Here is an 18,034-nt window from a genome sequence, read left to right as displayed (position 1 = left end):
AGGAGATGATAATGTGGTTTTAACCTCTCTAGAAATTCTCGCCTTTTCTTTTATAGCAGGAATTTTTGGAGCCCTTTTAGGATTAGGAGGAGGAATAATTGTAATTCCAGCTCTTACTTTGTTATTAGGTGTAGATATCAAATACGCTATAGGTGCAAGTATAGTTTCAGTCATCGCAACTTCCAGTGGGGCAGCAGTTGCATATGTGAGAGACAAAATTACAAATTTGAGAATAGGGATGTTTTTGGAAATCGCTACAACTACAGGAGCTATAACAGGAGCTTACATTGCAGGATTGATAAGCCCAAAATATCTTTATATAATTTTTGGCATTGTGCTTTTGTATTCGGCTTTGGCTATGCTTAGAAAAAGGCATGAAGAATTGCCTCAAAATGTCGTATCTCACCCTTTAGCTAAAAAATTGAAATTAGAAGGGTCTTATTTTGACAAAGTGTTAAATAAAGAAGTAAAATACAAAGTAGCGGGAGTTTACAGCGGTTTTGGAACAATGTATGTAGCTGGCGTTTTATCAGGACTTCTAGGAATAGGAAGTGGTATTTTTAAAGTTATGGCAATGGATTTATTTATGAAATTGCCTATGAAGGTCTCTACCGCTACAAGCAATTTCATGATTGGAGTGACTGCTGCAGCCAGTGCAGGTGTGTATTTAATGAGAGGTTATATAGACCCAAAAATAGCCGGTCCAGTAGCTTTAGGAGTTCTATTAGGAGCAATGTTGGGAACAAGAATAATGGAAAAACTTAAAAATACTACTATAAGGAAAATATTTATACCAGTGCTCGCCTATATTTCTATTCAAATGCTTATAAAAGGCTTAGGGGTGTAAAACCATGGAAAGAGAAAGTAATAAAGATTTAATGTTAAAAAAAGAAAATAAAGAAAATGAAAAAATAATGGCTATGGAACTTATAATAAGCAAGGCTTTAAATATAGGGGTTACCACCAGCGCAATTGTCATTCTTATAGGCCTTTTAATGCTTATAATAACAGGGAAAAGTGGATATCCTATTGGTTATTATCCCACTTCACCAGGTGAAATTTTAAAAGGTTTCATCTCTTTAAAGCCTTATGCTATCATCCTTACAGGACTTTTATTACTTATATTAACGCCTGTATTTCGGGTGGCCGTATCTATAATTACTTTTTTGTACGAAAAAGATTATTTGTATGCGGGTATCACTACACTCGTTTTTATAATTTTAATAATAAGCTTCATACTTGGAAAAGTAGAATAAAAATAGAGGAAATTTATTCCTCTATTTTTTCTAAGTCCTCCTCAAATAGTTCATCCTCGTAGGTTCCTTCAATTTCTTCTCTTTCTTCTATAACTTCCACTTCTTCAGGATCGTACTCTTTTATTATCTCTATTCCTTCTACATTTTTCATTTTTACTTTGAGTTTTCGTCTAATCACATCTACTTCTGCAATCTTCATTTCTTTATCTCCAACTCTTATTATGCTGCCAACCTTAGGAAGCTCTGCTCTAATTTTTTCATACATCTCCTGTTCATACTTTAAGCAGCACATCAATCGCCCGCAAATACCCGATATTTTGGTGGGATTTAAAGATAAATTTTGGTCTTTAGCCATTTTGATAGAAACAGGCTCAAATTCCCCTAAAAAGGCGGTACAACATAGAGGCCTTCCACAAGGTCCTAAACCTCCTATGATTTTTGCCTCATCCCTTACTCCTATTTGCCTTAGTTCTATTCTCATCCTAAAAACTGCAGCCAAATCTTTCACTAATTCTCTAAAGTCTACTCTGCCTTCTGCAGTAAAATAAAATATGACTTTGGTGTTATCAAAAGTGTACTCTACATCAATTAAATTCATTTCCAAACCATGCTGTTGTATCTTCTGAAGACATATTTCAAAAGCCTCAGCTTCTTTTTTCTTGTTTTCATAATAATGTTCTACATCTTCTGGTGTCGCAATCCTTATTACTTTTTTTAAAGGAGCCACAATCTCTTCTTCTGGCACCTCTTTTATACCGACAACTACTTCGCCAAATTCTATCCCTCTTATTGTTTCAACTATAACTTTATCTCCTACTTTTATTGGCAAATCCCCTGGGTCAAAATAGTATATCTTCCCTGCTTTTTTAAATCTCACACCCACAACAGTAACCAAAATTATAAACCTCCCGCCATATCTAAAAGTAGATTCTCTACTGCTAATTGATAGTTTATATTTGAATTAATCTGTGAATTAAACTGCTCTATTCTATTAATTATATTATTAAGCTTATTGATAGTCAATCGAGATTCCATTTTCTGTATTCTATTTAAAAAATCTATATTTTTTATGAAAGAGGCATCTTTTGTAGCCTTAAAAACTAACAAATCTCTCATATAGGAAAGTAGAATTTTTAAAATTTCTTCTATATTGTCTTTATTCTTATCAAAAAACTCAAACTCCTCTATCACTTCAAATCCCTTCGTAGCAAGAATTTTTTCTATTTCTTGTATTGCCTCTCTTCTAAAATTTAAATATTCCTTATTAGCTAATTTGTTAGCTTGAGCAAAATTACCATCAGCAATATGAGCTAACACTTCCGCTTCTTTTTCAGGAATATTGTGTTCAAACATTAAATAGTTCTTTATCGTATTTTTATTTTCCTTATTAAAACGAATTATATTACAGCGAGAGACAATCGTAGGCAAAAGCTCTTCTTGTTGTGGTGCAATCAATATAAAAAGGCCATATAAGGGAGGTTCTTCTAAAGTTTTGAGAAAGGCATTTTGAGCTGCTACAGTCATTTTATCAGCTTGGTCTATAATAAAAATCTTTTTGTTAGCTTCATAGGGTCTTATATTGATTTCATTAGTTATATATCTTATAGTATCTACTTTTATAGAATTCTCCTCCGGCTCTATAAAAAACACATCTGGATGATTTTTATCCATTATCTTTAGGCAAGAACTACACCTAAAGCAAGGCTTTGCAGTTTCCCCTTTGCAATTTATCATCATGGCAAAATACTCTGCCATAAATCTTTTCCCTAATCCTTCTTCTCCTACAAACAAATAAGCATTTGAAATTTTATTTTGAGATATTACATTTTTAAAAATATTTAATACGGCTTCATGCCCATAAATCCTATACACGCTATCACCTATGAATATATGTCTATTAATAATCCTCTTATATCATCTATCATTTTCAAAAGTTCCAAGTGCTTGGAATCTTTTAAAAACTCCTCTGTAAGCTTTTCTAGTTTGTCATTTACTTTTTCCACTAGAGAATAAATTTTCTTCCTACCTCTTAAGTCGACGTATTCTTTTTTGGTGTATTTTAACATGCCATTTGTCGCTTCCTGTAAAAACTTCTTTACAAGTTTTTTGTAATTAATTAAGTCCTGCAAAGTTAAATTTTCTTTTAATTTTTGTGCTGCACTGTCTATCTCTGATAAAATCCCATTCAATTTATCTTGATGAAATTGCTCTAATTCTTCGTCAAAGGTATCAATAAATTTTTTAGAAACTCTATAAGACTTATTGTACTCACTTTTTATATCAGATGAAATCTTTGGAGATTTTACCTCTTCAATTCTCATGTCAAACACCCTAAATTCTAAGGAATTTTTCTACATTTAATACAAAAACTGTAGCTCCACCAATTGTAACTTCAACGGCTTGTGGCAGGAAAATGTCTGTAGCACCACCCATAGGTGTAGGAGAAGTAATTATTCTATCGCGAGTTTTACATTTTTTCTCTATTATGCTGATAACATCATTTAATTTTTCGTCTTCTACACCTATTATCAAAGTTGTATTGCCAGACCTTAAAAATCCACCAGTAGATGCTATTCTCGTAAAGCTAAATCCCCCTTCAGTCAGGCCATCCATAAGTCTTCTTACATCCTCGTCCTGCACAATAGCTAACACTAATTTCATGTTATTGCCCTCCTTATAAATATTTTTTTACTACATCAATTATGTCTTGGTGCACTTTCATAAGCTCTTGCATTCCATCTATAAATACAAACCTTTTAGGAAATTCTTTAACTAATTTAATATACCCCTCTCTCACTTTTTTGTGAAACTCCCAACTTTCTTTTTCTAATCTGTCTGCTTCTCTTTTTCCTCGCCTTTTCATTGCTTCTTCAGGAGTAATGTCTATATAAATTGTTACATCAGGCAAAATCCCCATTGTAGCTATTTCATTAACTAACTTAACTTTTTCTATCCCTAAACCTCTTGCATATCCCTGATACACATATGAACTGTCTACAAAGCGGTCTAAAATTACAATTTGGCCTTTTTCAAGGGCGGGCAAAATTTTCTCCTCCACTAGCTGAGCCCTAGAAGAAGCGTATAAAAGCATTTCTGTAACTGGAGAAATAAAATTATTTTTATCTAATAAAATATCTCTAACTTTTTCTCCAACTTTTGTGCCTCCAGGCTCCCTTAATACCAAAATATTATAACCCTGTTTTAAAAGATACTCCTCCAGAAATTTTATCTGAGTAGTCTTACCGCATCCATCTATTCCTTCAAAGCTTATAAATTTTCCTCTCATATTTCACACACCAATAGGCTGTTATTTTTAAGACCTAATATCTTAATACCTTTATTATATAATACATTTATATATTTTACCATATCTTTTTTTATGCGCTCTCCCGGACAAATAAGTGGAACACCTGGAGGATAAGGGATAATAAAGTCTGCAGAAACACGGCCTTCTGCTTCTTCTAAAGATATTAATTTAGTCTTTTGCCTTACTGCTTCAGAAGGTTTTAAAACCATTTCTGGAGTATCAGGATAAGCTGCTACTTCTTCAGCTGTTTTTTTATCTTTTTTTACATTTGCAAGCCCTTTTATCCCCTTTATTAAAAGGTCAACCTTTTCTTTATCATCCGCTAATGTAACCATAGCAAGTATATTAAAAGTATCGGCCATCTCTACCTGTATATTAAAATTCTCTCTCAAAAACTTTTCTGCTTCAGGCCCTTTTATACCTAAGTTCTTTACACTTATAGTAAGTTTGGTTTTGTCAAAGTCAACAATGGCGTATTTGCCTACTATTTCTTTACCTAAACATCTTATTCCCTCAATGGTGTTTATCTCATATCTTGCATAATCAGCAAGAATAATCGCTTTTTCTAATCTATTTTTACCTTCTTTCTCCATGTAATCTCTTGCAATGTCAAGGGAGGACATGAGAATATAAGAAGGAGATGTTGATTGAAAAAGGCTTAAAGAATATTTTAGTCGATTTGTATCTACTCTATCAGAATTCAAATGAAGTATAGAGCTTTGAGTAAAAGAAGACAAGGTTTTGTGTACACTCTGTACCACAATATCTGCTCCTGCCTGTATAGAAGAAAGAGGCAAATTATTAGAAAAAGGAAAGTGAGCTCCATGGGCTTCATCTACAATTAAAATTTTATTGTATTTATGAACAATGTCAGAAATTCCTGTGATATCGCTACAGAACCCGTAATAATTGGGATAAGTCATCACAACTGCTTTTATAGCCTCATCTTTTTTTAAATATTCTTCCAATTTGTTTATGTCAATTCCCATTGGAATACCGTCTTCATAATCAATTTCCGGGTTTATATAGACAGGCACTGTTCCTGTCAATACAAGGCCATTGTACACAGATTTGTGAGAATTTCTCATTATAAGTATTTTATCGTCAGGATTTAACACTGCATACATCGCTGCATATATGCCGGATGTCGTCCCATTTACAAGAAAAAAAGACTCTCTTGCCCCAAAAGCTTTTGCTGCAAGTTTTTGTGCCTCAAGTATGGGACCTTCAGGGTTGTGAAGATTGTCAAGTCCTGGTACCTCTGTTAGATCAATCTTTGCCAAATTAACAAGATATTCTCCTGGAAAAGTCCTTCCTTGTTTATGACCTGGCATGTGAAAAGGTATAATTTGGTTTTTTGCATAATCCATAAGTGCTTCATATAATGGAGCTGTCATACAATACCTCCGTATAATCATAATTTTTCGTTATTTTGATTATACCATAAAAATATGAAAACCGGATTCATATCCGGTTTTCATATTTTATGTCTTTCATATAGCCTTCCCATATGTCTATCATTTTTTGCCTGTAAAAATCATAACCTTCATCAAAAGGAGATAAGTTTATCAATTTTTCTTGGCAATTTGTACAAAGAAATTTTCCTAACACTTCTATTCCATCTTGTGATTCCTGTTCGCATATAAAGCATTTCCTTTTCGTTGCTATACTTTCCATATGCAACACCATCTTTCAAAATTTTCTAATGTAATTATTCCCTTTTGTGCAAAAATATATTCACCCTTTTTTGTATTTCCTAATTTCATTATATTTTTTCGTAAAAGAAAAAAAGCAAGTCTCAATGCAAATTGCACCAAGCCCTGCCTGTATTATTTAAAAGTCTCAACTAACTCCTTATATCTAAAGCAACTTATTAAATGATCATTTACTATTCCAACCGCCTGCATATAGGAATATATAATAGTAGAACCTATAAAAATAAATCCTCTCTTTTTAAGGTCTTGGCTGATTTTATCTGATAATTCAGTTTTAGAAGGTATATCTTCAATTTTTTCCCACGCATTTATTATAGGTTTATAATTTACAAAACCCCAAATATATTGATCAAAACTTCCAAATTCCTTTTGTATTTCTATAAACCTTTTTGCATTGTGTATTGAAGCCTCTATTTTCTTTCTGTTTTTTATAATTCCACTATTTTTTATGAGTTCTTCTACTTTCTTTTCGTCATATTGTGACACTTTTATAGGGTCAAAGTCAGCATAGGCCTTTCTGTAATTTTCTCTTTTTCTTAAAATAGTAATCCAACTAAGACCTGCTTGTGCCGATTCTAAAACCAAAAACTCAAAATGTTTTTTATCCTCATGAACAGGCACTCCCCATTCTTCATCATGATATTTTATGTAAATGTCGTCACTAAGACACCAAGGACACCTATTCATATTTCACCTCTTATAAAAGTAATGCTGCCGCTCCTAAAACACCCACGTTTTCTCCAAGCTCTGCTTTTACTACTTCACATACTTCGGCATTAGGCTTTAAAGCTTTTTTCTTTATTGTTTCCATCATTTTATCATAAAGCATCTCCCATTGAGTGGATACGCCACCACCTATGGCAATTCTTTTTGGATTATAAAAAGCCATGATATTTGAAATTCCCACTCCAAGATAAAAAGCTTCATTGTCAACCAATTCTTCCGCAAACTCATCTCCCAATTTTGCCGCTTCAAATACATGTTCCGATTTTACTACTCCATCTTTGGCTAAATCCCTTATCATTGTATCTTTCCCATTTTGAATTCCTTCTTGAGCAAATCTCGCAATAGCCGTACCAGAAGCAAAAGCCTCAAAGCACCCATAATTTCCGCAATTACATCGAGGCCCATTAAAATTTATAGTATGGTGCCCAATCTCAGCTGCATTAGAATTTTCTCCGCTATAAAGTTTTCCTTGAATTATCACGCCACCACCAATCCCAGTACTTACAGTTATATAAACAAAATTGTCTATACCTCTTCCTGCGCCAAATAAATGTTCTCCAATAGCTGCAGCATTTGCATCATTCTCTAATTTTACTTCAACTCCCAGCTTATGAGATAAAATATCCACAATGGGAACATTGTCCCAACCTGGAAGATTAGGTGGGCTTATAACTACCCCCCTTTTGGCATCAAGGGGCCCTGGAGATCCAATCCCAACTCCTTTTAAATCAGATATTTTTAATCCTGCTTCTTTTAAAACGTCATAAACACTTTGTTCGATTCGCTTAATTACTTCTTCTGGCCCTTTTTCTGCCATAGTAGGTATTTTGATGCTCTTTATGATATTGCCCTTCTCATCTACAAGCCCTGTACTTATCTTTGTCCCCCCTAAGTCCACACCGCATAGGATTTTCACCATTTTTATCCCTCCATTGCCATATTCTTACCTTTAAAGAATTATATATACCATTCTGGATAAAAAACCTTTAAATAATTATAGCATTACTAAAATTATTAATAAAGTCAATCGAGTAGGAGCTGAATAATTATTTTATTCAGCGTCCTCTCACACCACCGTACGTACCGTTCGGTATACGGCGGTTCATTAGGAATTGTGTACAATTAGATATCTTTGGGATAAACTCTTATAACCTATGCTTTCAAAGTATTTATTTGTAAGAGTCTTATTTAGGATTGGGCTATTGGATATTCTCCAGTAGCCTTTCCTTGTATTGGCGTATTCCCAGGCTTTTTGTTCTTCTACTCCTAGTTTTACTAAGTTATCATGCTTCGTTTTTATCTTCTTCCATTGTTTCCATATACATGCCCTTAGTCTTCGCCTTATCCATTCGTCAAGGGTTTTCATTATGCTTTTCGCGTCTGCTAATCCAAAATAGTTGACCCATCCTGTTGTTATTTGATTTAGTCTTTTTATTCTGTTTTCCATGCTTATTCCCTTGTTCCGATTGGTTATTTCTCTTACTTTTTCCTTAAACCTTTTGATGGATTTTTCATGGATTCTTATTCTTACTTCGTTTTCTTTTGTGTAGAATGAAAATCCAAGAAATTTTCTTCTCCATGGTCTATCTACAGCACTTTTTGCTTCGTTGACTTTTAGTTTTAATTTGCTTTCTATGAATTTCTTTATGCTCTTCATTACTCTGTTTCCTGCAGACCTGCTTTTTACATATATGTTGCAGTCATCTGCATATCGGCAGAATTTGTGCCCTCTCCTTTCAAGTTCTTTGTCTAGTTCGTCCAACATTATGTTTGCTAATAGGGGACTTAATGGCCCTCCTTGGGGTGTCCCTTCTTCTGTTGATATTTTGATTCCGTTTATCATTACTCCTGATTCTAGGTATCTTCGTATTAACTTTAGTACTCTTTTGTCCCCTATCCGCTTTTCTAGTTTGGACATTATTATGTCGTGGTTTACTCTGTCAAAGAACTTTTCTAAGTCCATATCTACAACCCATGTGTATCCTTCATTTATGTATGCTTCTGCGGCTTTTATTGCGTCTTTTGCACTGCGTCCTGGTCTGAATCCATAACTGCTATCTGAAAATGTATGGTTGTAGACTTTATTCAGTATTTGGGCTATTGCTTGTTGTATTAGTCTATCTAGTGCTGTAGGTATTCCTAGTAGTCTTACTCCTCCATCTGGTTTGGGAATTTCTACTCTTCGCACTGGTTGTGGTTTGTATTTCCCCTCCAGCAGTTGTTGTTTTATGGTTGGCCAGTTTTCTTTGAGATACGGTAGAAGTTCATCTACTTCCATCCCATCGACTCCATGGCTTCCTTTATTTGCAACAACGCGCTTGTATGCTGCTTCCATGTTCCCTCGTTCTACTATCATTTCAAGCATCTTGCCGGTATATCTTTGTACCTCGTTTCTTCCATCTTCCGACGCCGATGATATACTATGCACTTCCGTTGTCTTTTGAAATTCCATTTCTCTATTCAACGGATAGCCTCTTTGTTGAGTTGTCTGCAGTCTCTGCATATCTTTCGAGTCCATAAGATTTCCAAAACCTCCTAACGTTCGGTCCTTCCTTATCTATTCATGTCTAGATAAGTACTATGACCTCTGCTGACTTCTCAAGGTTCAACCATACATCACTGTATGGGTTGTCACTTCAGATTTTACTTCCATGACTTATCCTTGAGACCTCCCCGGGTAAGAACGATAACTTTCATCTCATATATCTGCCAGATTTACTGTATGGGATTCGGGTAGTGTTGGACTTCGTTTTGTTACGCAAACTCATCCATCCCAATTCAGCCTCTTATCTGGTTCTTGTTCATCAGACCGAGATTTTGCCTTAAGCTTCCTTCAGATTCCACCTCACGATGGACACCCTTGCTCTTGGCTAGTGGTTCCCACTACCAAGCCCACAGCGGACTTTCACCGCCTAGTTATCGCCCATGCCGGGCGCACGCACACAAAAAGAGAATGCCCTTTCAGGCATTCTCTTTTATCCTTTTTCCAATAATTTCTTATATTTTTCGGCTGTCATTAAATCCTCAAGTTGTGATTTGTTTTTAAGTTCTACTAATACAAGCCAACTACCATAAGGATCACTGTTTACTAGAGAAGGGTCATCAACAATATTGTTGTTTACCTCAACCACTTTTCCATCCACTGGTATATAAACGTCAGAGGCTGCTTTTGCTGATTCTAGAACTCCAAGTACATCGCCAGCAGTGAATTCCGTCCCTACTTCTGGCAATTCAATGTATTCTATATCTCCTACAGAATCCTGTGCATAGTCAGTTATTCCTATATATGCTTTATCTCCCTCTATTTTGAGCCATACATGGTCTTTCGAATAGTACAATCCTTCCAAAACTTCCACTTTGGAAAACCTCCTATTTCATGAAATATTTTGTCCATTTAAAAAACTACCAAACTTTAGTTTTTAATAATAGTTGTATTTAAGAAAATTACACTTTGTGTATAGACTCCCCAAAGATGTCCTTAGCAGCTTCCATAATAGTTTCACTTCGGGTAGGATGGGCATAAACCGCTTTCTTCAAAGCTTCTGCATCCACACCTTCTTGACAAGCCGTTGAAAGTATGTGAATAAGTTCAGAAGCTCCACTACCTACTACCCATGCACCAACTACTTCTCCATTTTCATTTGAAATTATCTTTGCAAAGCCCTCTGTTTCTCCATAAGTTTTAGCTCTTCCATTGTGTTTGAAATCAAATCTTCCTACTTTTATTTCTTTAAATTTCTTTCTCGCTTCTTCTTCGGTATAACCAAAATATCCAATCTCTGGTTCTGTAAATACTGCAGCAGGTATTTTCATATAATCTATGGTAGATGATTCACCAAAAATGTTGTCAACTGCTACTTCCCCTTGTGCTGAAGCAACATGAGCTAACATCATCTTGCCTGTGACATCACCTACTGCATAAACTCCTTCTACATTTGTCTTCATGTGCTCATCAACTTTAATAGCTTTTCCTTCAAATTCTAATAGTTCTACAATTGGACCAATATCCGTATTTAACTTCCTCCCTATAGACACAAATACCTTGTCTGCGTATATGCGCTTTATATTTTCACCATTTTTAACTGTTACTATACTCCCACCGTTTTCTTCTTCATCTATTCTCTCAACCGTTGAAGAAGTATATATCTTGATTCCTCTTTTTTGTGCAACGAATTTAATAGATGAGCTTATCTTTTTATCAAGTGTAGGAAGAATATTAGGCATCATTTCAATAACTGACACTTTTACTCCAAATTGATTCATTATAAAAGCAAATTCCATGCCTATTACTCCGCCACCTATAATGCATAAACTTTGAGGTAAAGAGGTCATTTCAAGAATAGTATCGCTATTCATGACATTTTTGGAGTTAATGCCTTCAATAGGAAGTTCAGCAGGTGATGACCCAGTTGCAATAATAATGTTTTTCGCTTTGATTTTGTTTTCTCCAAATAGTACATTCTTTTCTTTGTCAACTTTTGCTTCAGCATTAAAAACATCTACTCCATTAGCCTTCAGCAAAGCATTAATGCCTTCAACAAGCTCCCCTACAATATCATCTTTTCTCTTTACAACTTGAGTATAATCAAAAGAGTTCACTTTTACATCAAATCCAAATTCTCCAGCTCGTTTTAAAATGTCATACACTTCTGCAATTCTTGCATAAGCTTTTGTCGGTATACATCCTCTGTTTAAACAGGTACCACCTAATTTATCTTTTTCAAATAAAGCTACTTTTGCACCTTTTTTAGCAGCTTTAATAGCAGCAACATATCCTCCAGGACCTGCCCCTATTACAGCTAAATCATATTCCTTGACATCTGAGAATTCAGCCACTTTTATCTCTCCATTCATTTGACATACCTCCAGCGTGATAGCCAATCATACCTCTAAGAAATTATTTTCTCATCCCTTTCTATAAGATCAGCCCATCCCTCATAATCTATCAAAGGAATTTGGCTTTCACTCTCTTCAAATCCTCTTGCAATAAAATCTTCCTTAAGCGCGAAGAGCTCAACCCCTTCTTTTACAAGGCCCTTTAGATTTTTTTCAATTGCAAAAATGACCCCATCCTGTATGAAAATAACTTTATCCTGAGGCAGTGCAAGTTTCAACAAAAATTCTGAAAGTTTATCAGCTGGACTTTTCTTAACAATTACTAACGCCATATCTTTTCCCTCCTAAAAGAATACTACCTTATCGAAAGAATGTACAAACTCTGGAAGTTCTTCTTTTATTATCGTCTTTAAATTCCAATGAGGTTCAATCTCATTTTCTTTTATGCTATATTTTTCAAGGTCTTCTTTTACTGCATATACTTGAGTATTGTATTTCTCCAAATATTTAAATGTAATAGAGAGCGGTAAACATCCAGTTATTTCTGGTTTGCATTGTTTACGAACTGCAAGAACTGCTTCGTTTACAAAAAGTACAACCGGTTCAAGGTCTTCTCCATACATGCCAAAAGCACTTCTGAAAGCCTCATTTATCCAGATGCTCCCAACAGGCGAATTGTACACTGCAAATAAAACTTTTTTCATTCTTTACACCTCCTATGGCAGTAAATTGATGTATCTATCGGAATTGTAAATAAGTGCTGCCATCTCCGGCACTCCGGAAAAATCTGCACCTTCAATTTTCATATCTTCTGTAATTCCCCTATACTGCGCACAAAGGCCGCAAATGTGAACCTCTATCCCTTTAACGGAAAGTTCTTGAAGTTTTAACGGAATATTCCTATCAATTTTCATGGGCTTTACCAGTTTATTTGTTGCAAGAACAGAATCAGCAAACAAAAATATTGAAACTTTATGCCCCCTATTCACAAGGGTTTGCGCTAAATTAATGGCTGTATCCATATCCTCATTTGTATAAGGTGGTACATTTACCTGTATTGTTATATGCATATTTATCCCCTCCTCTTAAAATTTCGTGGGAAGGGCAAAGCCCTTCCACAATTTATCTTCTTTCAAAAAGGTACCACACCATAAACCAGTTTCCGAGCACTGCAAATACCGCAAAAACAATTGAGCTTATAGCTAGATGGGGAAGTCCAGAAAGAATGTGCCCTATATTGCATCCTCCTGCACTTCCTGCACCAAGTCCCATTAGAACGCCACCTATTGCAACTTGTACAAAAGTTTTTGGGTCTTTTGGAGCTCTTAATCTAAATTCTTTTGTAAGAAGAGCCGCTATAAATGCACCAATTATAATCCCTAATACTTCCATTCCTTCCCAGTTGTACGGAATTGGTTCTGTTGGATTAATATTTGCAGTTGTAGTTCTAAAAAGATTTACCCAACCCCCAGTAATTCCAAGAGCATAAGTTTTTTGTGAAATATATCCTATAGTTCCTACAAGGCCAAGAGCAATGCCACCTGTAATCCAATCAAGTCCTGACACTTTTCTCTCTGTTGTTTTCCACACAATAACTATGATCAAAAGTATTACTGCAAAAATGATTGCAACAATCCATGGATTAATATTAAGCAGATTTGCAACAGTTAGATTTACAGCTCCATCTTTTGCCCCATACAATCCACCGGGATTGTTAGTGGTAGTGATAGGCTTCCCCAGCCAATTGTTTACAAATGATAGAGGACCACCTTTTACAGCTGCTGCAGTGATTCCGTAGAAGACTGCTGCAATAAATGCTGTTATATATCCCTCGCCTATCCTATAAGTAACACCGCTGGCACAACCACCTGCTAGAACCATGCCCATACCAAATAAGAAACCGCCTATGATCTGAGCGAGAGGAATCAAAGGTTTTGGATTTAATTTAATCCAACCCAGTTGCGCCGCCAGATGAAAGCCAATCGTCTCTACAAGTATTGCAACCAGAGCCATTTTCATGAGATAATTATCTTTTGTCATTTTGACATCCCTAATAGCAGAGTTAAAACACATCCTACCTCTTTGCAAAACAATTCCAAAAAGAATCCCAACTAAAAGCCCCTGTAACCTCGGATCCATAAAATCTCCCCCTCAACTTATCAAAGCTTTTTAATGAGAATTCTCCACTCACTGGGTCCAATTTCCTCAATAGAGATGACTTCCCCTCCTACTTCTTTAACTCCAGCTGGGATTCTTTCTTTGGAAAGCGCATAGTCAATAAGCACTTCAAGAATTTCCCCTGATTTCATCTCCTTAAGCTTCCTTCTCGTGTCTACATCTGGAACTGGACACACTTCACCTCTTTCGTCTAAAGTATAGGTAGGTTTAACATCATTACCCATTTTACATTCCTCCTCACTTTGTTATCATTTTAACATTCTAGTTTCATTATACTATAAAATTTTCTTCTCATATCATTTGAAATTCTTATGTAATATTAGTTTTACTTATAACAAACTTTGTAGTATAATAAAACTTAACGAAACGAAACGTTGTATTGCGATAGCTTTTTAACAAACAGGGGGGGGTATTGTGAATATTGAAAATTTAAGAGCATTTTATAAAACCGTATACTACAAGAGCATTTCTTCCGCAGCAAAAGAATTGTATCTCTCACAACCTGCTATAAGTCAACAAATAAAAGCGTTAGAGAAAGACTTAAAAGTTACTCTTTTAAAGCGCAGTAACAGAGGAGTCATTCCTACCCCAGCTGGGGAATTGGTGTATCAGTATGCAGAGAGGATATTAAATCTATGCGATAATATGATTAAGGACTTAGAGTGCTGCGAAAACGACTGCATAAATAGGCTTACAATTTCTTCTTGCCCCACTATTGGCCAATATGCTCTCCCTTGCACTCTTCACGAATTTAAGAGAAGGTATAAGAATGTGACAGTTCATGTAGAACACAATTTCACACCAGAAGTAATCTATAACATCAAAGAAGGAGGAATAGATATTGGGTTTATAGAAGGCTGTTATGTCGATGAAAATATTTCCTGTATACCTTTGGGAGAATTCAAAATGCATTTTGTTGCAAGCGGTAATTGGGAAGAAAAAAGCTTGTTAAAAAACAAATTATTACGTTATAATTTTTTTATAATACACAAAAAGTGCGCTCTAAGAAAAGTAATTGAAGAAACACTTCTAGCCAATGGAATTGACATCAAAAAACTAAAAATTGAAATTGAATCTCCCTCTATTGAGTCGATAAAGTCCTCTGTAGCAGCAGGACACGGTCTGTCTATTTTACCTTATATAGCCATAAAGAAAGAATTATATACTAAGACCTTGTCCATAGTTCAGGTTGAAGACATAGAATTTAATTACACTTATTCAATCATATACAATAAAAAGATTTACAAAAAATCCAAGTCTGATTTCATCGACTTTATAAAAAACAGCGGTAAAAAATTTTTCTGCTAAAGGTGATGCAAATGGTTCATGAAATCATGTGTATGGGGGAAATCTGTCCTTTGCCTCTTTTAAAAACCAGAAAAAAATATGAAGAAATGAAAGAAGGGGATGTATTAAAAGTAGTTGTAGACCATCGCTGTAGTTTGGACAATATAGAAACATACTTTTCTAAAATAGGTTGCACTTTAAAAATAGAGGAAGTGTTAACTGGCGTCTGGGAAGTATATATAAAAAAATAAACTCCTTTACAGGAGTTTCATAAAGGGGGCTTTATAAAATTTTACCGGCAGCGACCTACTCTCCCGCGAAAGCAGTACCATCGGCGCTGGAGGGCTTAACTTCCGTGTTCGGAATGGGAACGGGTGTTTCCCCTCCGCTATCGCCACCGGAAATCTAGACCCTCAAAACTGCACAAAGCCTTCTCGGTCAAGTCCTCGACTGATTAGTACCGGTCAGCTAAGAGTGTTTCCACTCTTACACCCCCGGCCTATCTACCTCGTGGTCTTCGAGGTGTCTTACCCCTCTCGGGTGGGAAACCTAATCTTGAGGCGGGCTTCACGCTTAGATGCTTTCAGCGTTTATCCCCTCCGAACTTGGCTACCCAGCTGTGCACCTGGCGGTGCAACTGGTACACCATCGGTTCGTCCACCCCGGTCCTCTCGTACTAAGGACAGCTCCTCTCAAGTTTCCTTCGCCCGCGACGGATAGGGACCGAACTGTCTCACGACGTTCTGAACCCAGCTCGCGTACCGCTTTAATGGGCGAACAGCCCAACCCTTGGGACCTACTTCAGCCCCAGGATGCGATGAGCCGACATCGAGGTGCCAAACCTCCCCGTCGATGTGGACTCTTGGGGGAGATCAGCCTGTTATCCCCGGGGTACCTTTTATCCGTTGAGCGACGGCGTTCCCACTCACTGCCGCCGGATCACTAAGCCCGACTTTCGTCCCTGCTCGAGATGTCTCTCTCGCAGTCAGGCTACCTTCTGCCTTTGCACTCTCTCGCGCGATTCCCGTCCGCGCTGAGGTAACCTTTGGGCGCCTCCGTTACCCTTTAGGAGGCGACCGCCCCAGTCAAACTGCCCACCTGCCATTGTCCCTACGCCGGTTCCACGGCTATAGGTTAGAATTCCGGTAATCCCAGGGTGGTATCCCAACGCCGACTCCAGTAAGGCTGGCGCCCTACCTTCTCCGTCTCCCACCTATCCTGTACAAGAATTACCAAAATCCAGTGACAGGCTACAGTAAAGCTCCACGGGGTCTTTCTGTCCAATCGCGGGTAACTCGCATCTTCACGAGTACTACAATTTCACCGGGCCCCTCGTTGAGACAGCGCCCAAGTCGTTACGCCATTCGTGCAGGTCGGAACTTACCCGACAAGGAATTTCGCTACCTTAGGACCGTTATAGTTACGGCCGCCGTTTACCGGGGCTTCGGTTCAGAGCTCTCACACTTCCCCTTGACCTTCCGGCACCGGGCAGGCGTCAGCCCCTATACGTCGTCTTCCGACTTAGCAGAGACCTGTGTTTTTGGTAAACAGTCGCTTGGGCCTCTTCTCTGCGGCCTTTCGGCACTCCTTCTCCCGAAGTTACGGAGTCATTTTGCCGAGTTCCTTAATGAGGGTTCTCCCGCTCGCCTGTGGATCCTCTCCTCGCCTACCTGTGTCGGTTTGCAGTACGGGCACCTTGGACCTCGATAGCGGCTTTTCTCGGCAGCTGCTTCGGTGGCTTCGCCTTCCGGCTCCCCTTCTCAGGCCCCTGCCAGTACGCGGATTTGCCTACGTACCCTTCGGTGCCTGATTGGACGTGCTCTACCAACCGCACGCTCCACCTATCTCGCTGCGTCCCCACTTCTCTTTGCGGCCCTCGGTGGTACCGGATTCTCTACCGGTTCCCCATCGCCTACGCTTTCGCCTCGGCTTAGGCCCCGACTTACCCTGGGTGGATTACCCTTCCCCAGGAAACCTCAGGCTTCCGGCGGTAAGGTTTCTCACCTTACTCTCGTTACTCATGCCGGCATTCTCTCTACTGTACAGTCCAGCTTAGCTTACGCTTTGCCTTCTACCCGTACAGTACGCTCCCCTACCCCACCGCTTCCGCGGTAGCCCCAGCTTCGGTGGCATGTTTGAGCCCCGTTCATTTTCGGCGCAGGACCTCTCGACCAGTGAGCTGTTACGCACTCTTTAAATGTATGGCTGCTTCTAAGCCAACATCCTGGTTGTCTTCGAAGTCCCACTTCCTTTACCACTTAACATGCCCTTTGGGACCTTAGCTGGAGGTCTGGGCTGTTCCCCTCTCGACTACGGATCTTATCACTCGTAGTCTGACTCCCAGGTTCCTTCCTATGGCATTCGGAGTTTGATAGGGTTCGGTAACCTACTTGGCCCCTAGCCCATTCAGTGCTCTACCTCCATAGGTTCTACCCTGAGGCTAGCCCTAAAGCTATTTCGGGGAGAACCAGCTATCTCCGTGCTCGATTGGCATTTCACCTCTACCCACAGCTCATCCCATGGCTTTTCAACGCCAACGTGGTTCGGGCCTCCACCAGATCTTACTCCGGCTTCACCCTGGCCATGGGTAGGTCGCACGGTTTCGGGTCTACGGCAGCAAACTCCCGCCCTCTTCGGACTCGCTTTCGCTTCGGCTCCGCTTTACGCTTAACCTCGCTTGCTACCGTAACTCGCCGGCCCGTTCTACAAAAAGTACGCCATCATCTGCT

Annotated in this window: 21 protein-coding genes and 2 rRNA genes (1 of these 23 only partly in view); 4 read left to right on the top strand and 19 right to left on the bottom strand. The window is 38.0% G+C overall.

The window, feature by feature from the left end:
- Nucleotides 1–13 precede the first annotated feature (13 nt).
- Together THESIDRAFT1_RS06610 and THESIDRAFT1_RS06605 are read left to right on the top strand one after the other, a co-directional pair.
- Nucleotides 14–847 (top strand): sulfite exporter TauE/SafE family protein, encoded by an 834-nt coding sequence (locus THESIDRAFT1_RS06610; RefSeq protein WP_003868914.1) that lies wholly within the window; start codon nucleotides 14–16, stop codon nucleotides 845–847.
- A 4-nt stretch (nucleotides 848–851) separates the two neighbouring features.
- On the top strand, nucleotides 852–1,256 hold the full coding sequence (locus THESIDRAFT1_RS06605) for a DUF1634 domain-containing protein (RefSeq protein ID WP_003868913.1): 405 nt from the start codon (nucleotides 852–854) through the stop codon (nucleotides 1,254–1,256).
- A 13-nt stretch (nucleotides 1,257–1,269) separates the two neighbouring features.
- Here the strand turns inward: THESIDRAFT1_RS06605 and THESIDRAFT1_RS06600 are convergent, their stop codons facing one another.
- The 17 genes from THESIDRAFT1_RS06600 to THESIDRAFT1_RS06520 all read right to left on the bottom strand — a co-directional run bounded on the left by THESIDRAFT1_RS06600 (nucleotide 1,270) and on the right by THESIDRAFT1_RS06520 (nucleotide 14,242).
- Nucleotides 1,270–2,151 carry a PSP1 domain-containing protein gene (locus tag THESIDRAFT1_RS06600; RefSeq protein ID WP_003868912.1) on the bottom strand — a complete coding sequence of 294 codons (882 nt, stop codon included), beginning with the start codon at nucleotides 2,149–2,151 and terminating at the stop codon, nucleotides 1,270–1,272.
- 2 nt (nucleotides 2,152–2,153) lie between these two features.
- Nucleotides 2,154–3,128: a DNA polymerase III subunit delta' gene (gene holB, locus THESIDRAFT1_RS06595; protein ID WP_004402257.1), complete on the bottom strand. Its 975-nt coding sequence runs from the start codon at nucleotides 3,126–3,128 to the stop codon at nucleotides 2,154–2,156.
- Between the two features lie 8 nt (nucleotides 3,129–3,136).
- Nucleotides 3,137–3,577 (bottom strand): YaaR family protein, encoded by a 441-nt coding sequence (locus tag THESIDRAFT1_RS06590; protein WP_003868910.1) that lies wholly within the window; start codon nucleotides 3,575–3,577, stop codon nucleotides 3,137–3,139.
- 10 nt (nucleotides 3,578–3,587) lie between these two features.
- Nucleotides 3,588–3,917, bottom strand: coding sequence for a cyclic-di-AMP receptor (locus tag THESIDRAFT1_RS06585; RefSeq protein ID WP_003868909.1), 330 nt, complete (start codon nucleotides 3,915–3,917; stop codon nucleotides 3,588–3,590).
- A gap of 13 nt (nucleotides 3,918–3,930) precedes the next feature.
- Nucleotides 3,931–4,542: a dTMP kinase gene (gene tmk / locus THESIDRAFT1_RS06580; protein WP_004402260.1), complete on the bottom strand. Its 612-nt coding sequence runs from the start codon at nucleotides 4,540–4,542 to the stop codon at nucleotides 3,931–3,933.
- Nucleotides 4,539–5,960 carry an aminotransferase class I/II-fold pyridoxal phosphate-dependent enzyme gene (locus tag THESIDRAFT1_RS06575; protein ID WP_003868907.1) on the bottom strand — a complete coding sequence of 474 codons (1,422 nt, stop codon included), beginning with the start codon at nucleotides 5,958–5,960 and terminating at the stop codon, nucleotides 4,539–4,541. The genes tmk and THESIDRAFT1_RS06575 overlap by 4 nt, the downstream gene beginning before the upstream one ends.
- A gap of 67 nt (nucleotides 5,961–6,027) precedes the next feature.
- Nucleotides 6,028–6,252 (bottom strand): sigma factor G inhibitor Gin, encoded by a 225-nt coding sequence (locus THESIDRAFT1_RS06570; protein ID WP_003871545.1) that lies wholly within the window; start codon nucleotides 6,250–6,252, stop codon nucleotides 6,028–6,030.
- A 140-nt stretch (nucleotides 6,253–6,392) separates the two neighbouring features.
- Nucleotides 6,393–6,965 (bottom strand): DNA-3-methyladenine glycosylase I, encoded by a 573-nt coding sequence (locus THESIDRAFT1_RS06565; RefSeq protein WP_003871546.1) that lies wholly within the window; start codon nucleotides 6,963–6,965, stop codon nucleotides 6,393–6,395.
- 10 nt (nucleotides 6,966–6,975) lie between these two features.
- On the bottom strand, nucleotides 6,976–7,923 hold the full coding sequence (locus tag THESIDRAFT1_RS06560; protein ID WP_003871547.1) for an ROK family protein: 948 nt from the start codon (nucleotides 7,921–7,923) through the stop codon (nucleotides 6,976–6,978).
- Nucleotides 7,924–8,109: 186 nt separating this feature from the next.
- Complete coding sequence (gene ltrA / locus THESIDRAFT1_RS06555) at nucleotides 8,110–9,522, bottom strand: group II intron reverse transcriptase/maturase (protein ID WP_006569145.1); 1,413 nt, start codon at nucleotides 9,520–9,522, stop codon at nucleotides 8,110–8,112.
- A gap of 457 nt (nucleotides 9,523–9,979) precedes the next feature.
- Nucleotides 9,980–10,360: a glycine cleavage system protein GcvH gene (gene gcvH / locus THESIDRAFT1_RS06550; RefSeq protein WP_003871391.1), complete on the bottom strand. Its 381-nt coding sequence runs from the start codon at nucleotides 10,358–10,360 to the stop codon at nucleotides 9,980–9,982.
- A gap of 88 nt (nucleotides 10,361–10,448) precedes the next feature.
- On the bottom strand, nucleotides 10,449–11,858 hold the full coding sequence (gene lpdA / locus THESIDRAFT1_RS06545; RefSeq protein WP_006569885.1) for a dihydrolipoyl dehydrogenase: 1,410 nt from the start codon (nucleotides 11,856–11,858) through the stop codon (nucleotides 10,449–10,451).
- Nucleotides 11,859–11,893: 35 nt separating this feature from the next.
- Entirely contained in the window at nucleotides 11,894–12,172 is a 279-nt protein-coding gene (gene tusB / locus THESIDRAFT1_RS06540; RefSeq protein WP_004402266.1) for a sulfurtransferase complex subunit TusB, read from the bottom strand.
- Between the two features lie 12 nt (nucleotides 12,173–12,184).
- Nucleotides 12,185–12,544: a DsrE family protein gene (locus THESIDRAFT1_RS06535; RefSeq protein ID WP_006569884.1), complete on the bottom strand. Its 360-nt coding sequence runs from the start codon at nucleotides 12,542–12,544 to the stop codon at nucleotides 12,185–12,187.
- A 12-nt stretch (nucleotides 12,545–12,556) separates the two neighbouring features.
- The gene (locus THESIDRAFT1_RS06530; protein WP_003871395.1) at nucleotides 12,557–12,910 is read right to left on the bottom strand and encodes a DsrE/DsrF/TusD sulfur relay family protein; all 354 of its coding nucleotides are present in this window, start codon (nucleotides 12,908–12,910) and stop codon (nucleotides 12,557–12,559) included.
- A 52-nt stretch (nucleotides 12,911–12,962) separates the two neighbouring features.
- Nucleotides 12,963–13,979 carry a thiosulfate transporter TsuA gene (tsuA, locus tag THESIDRAFT1_RS06525; protein ID WP_004402267.1) on the bottom strand — a complete coding sequence of 339 codons (1,017 nt, stop codon included), beginning with the start codon at nucleotides 13,977–13,979 and terminating at the stop codon, nucleotides 12,963–12,965.
- Between the two features lie 20 nt (nucleotides 13,980–13,999).
- Entirely contained in the window at nucleotides 14,000–14,242 is a 243-nt protein-coding gene (locus THESIDRAFT1_RS06520) for a sulfurtransferase TusA family protein (RefSeq protein WP_003871397.1), read from the bottom strand.
- Nucleotides 14,243–14,432: 190 nt separating this feature from the next.
- On the opposite strand from THESIDRAFT1_RS06520, the gene THESIDRAFT1_RS06515 reads away from it, so the two are divergent.
- Both THESIDRAFT1_RS06515 and THESIDRAFT1_RS06510 read left to right on the top strand, forming a co-directional pair.
- On the top strand, nucleotides 14,433–15,326 hold the full coding sequence (locus THESIDRAFT1_RS06515) for a LysR substrate-binding domain-containing protein (RefSeq protein ID WP_003871398.1): 894 nt from the start codon (nucleotides 14,433–14,435) through the stop codon (nucleotides 15,324–15,326).
- An 11-nt stretch (nucleotides 15,327–15,337) separates the two neighbouring features.
- A complete protein-coding gene (locus tag THESIDRAFT1_RS06510) occupies nucleotides 15,338–15,556 on the top strand; it encodes a sulfurtransferase TusA family protein (protein WP_003871399.1) in 219 nt (72 codons plus the stop codon).
- Nucleotides 15,557–15,598: 42 nt separating this feature from the next.
- On the opposite strand, the gene rrf is transcribed toward THESIDRAFT1_RS06510, so the two are convergent.
- Both rrf and THESIDRAFT1_RS06500 read right to left on the bottom strand, forming a co-directional pair.
- Nucleotides 15,599–15,707 (bottom strand): 5S ribosomal RNA (gene rrf, locus THESIDRAFT1_RS06505).
- A 32-nt stretch (nucleotides 15,708–15,739) separates the two neighbouring features.
- Nucleotides 15,740–18,034 (bottom strand): 23S ribosomal RNA (locus tag THESIDRAFT1_RS06500); it runs 587 nt beyond the window's last position.

Origin of the sequence: Thermoanaerobacter siderophilus SR4 (genome assembly GCF_000262445.1) — a bacterium.
In the GTDB taxonomy this organism is placed as follows: domain Bacteria; phylum Bacillota; class Thermoanaerobacteria; order Thermoanaerobacterales; family Thermoanaerobacteraceae; genus Thermoanaerobacter; species Thermoanaerobacter ethanolicus.
This window is presented reverse-complemented; position numbering and strand designations above follow the sequence as displayed.

What these genes read in the sequence shown, in the direction of transcription:
- THESIDRAFT1_RS06605 (WP_003868913.1), top strand. Translation starts at nt 852, where the DNA reads ATGGAAAGAGAAAGTAATAAAGATTTAATGTTAAAAAAAGAAAATAAA.
- THESIDRAFT1_RS06590 (WP_003868910.1), bottom strand. Translation starts at nt 3,577, where the DNA reads ATGAGAATTGAAGAGGTAAAATCTCCAAAGATTTCATCTGATATAAAA.
- THESIDRAFT1_RS06585 (WP_003868909.1), bottom strand. Translation starts at nt 3,917, where the DNA reads ATGAAATTAGTGTTAGCTATTGTGCAGGACGAGGATGTAAGAAGACTT.
- tmk (WP_004402260.1), bottom strand. Translation starts at nt 4,542, where the DNA reads ATGAGAGGAAAATTTATAAGCTTTGAAGGAATAGATGGATGCGGTAAG.
- THESIDRAFT1_RS06575 (WP_003868907.1), bottom strand. Translation starts at nt 5,960, where the DNA reads ATGACAGCTCCATTATATGAAGCACTTATGGATTATGCAAAAAACCAA.
- THESIDRAFT1_RS06570 (WP_003871545.1), bottom strand. Translation starts at nt 6,252, where the DNA reads ATGGTGTTGCATATGGAAAGTATAGCAACGAAAAGGAAATGCTTTATA.
- THESIDRAFT1_RS06565 (WP_003871546.1), bottom strand. Translation starts at nt 6,965, where the DNA reads ATGAATAGGTGTCCTTGGTGTCTTAGTGACGACATTTACATAAAATAT.
- THESIDRAFT1_RS06560 (WP_003871547.1), bottom strand. Translation starts at nt 7,923, where the DNA reads ATGGTGAAAATCCTATGCGGTGTGGACTTAGGGGGGACAAAGATAAGT.
- ltrA (WP_006569145.1), bottom strand. Translation starts at nt 9,522, where the DNA reads ATGGACTCGAAAGATATGCAGAGACTGCAGACAACTCAACAAAGAGGC.
- lpdA (WP_006569885.1), bottom strand. Translation starts at nt 11,858, where the DNA reads ATGAATGGAGAGATAAAAGTGGCTGAATTCTCAGATGTCAAGGAATAT.
- tusB (WP_004402266.1), bottom strand. Translation starts at nt 12,172, where the DNA reads ATGGCGTTAGTAATTGTTAAGAAAAGTCCAGCTGATAAACTTTCAGAA.
- THESIDRAFT1_RS06535 (WP_006569884.1), bottom strand. Translation starts at nt 12,544, where the DNA reads ATGAAAAAAGTTTTATTTGCAGTGTACAATTCGCCTGTTGGGAGCATC.
- THESIDRAFT1_RS06530 (WP_003871395.1), bottom strand. Translation starts at nt 12,910, where the DNA reads ATGCATATAACAATACAGGTAAATGTACCACCTTATACAAATGAGGAT.
- tsuA (WP_004402267.1), bottom strand. Translation starts at nt 13,979, where the DNA reads ATGGATCCGAGGTTACAGGGGCTTTTAGTTGGGATTCTTTTTGGAATT.
- THESIDRAFT1_RS06520 (WP_003871397.1), bottom strand. Translation starts at nt 14,242, where the DNA reads ATGGGTAATGATGTTAAACCTACCTATACTTTAGACGAAAGAGGTGAA.
- THESIDRAFT1_RS06510 (WP_003871399.1), top strand. Translation starts at nt 15,338, where the DNA reads ATGGTTCATGAAATCATGTGTATGGGGGAAATCTGTCCTTTGCCTCTT.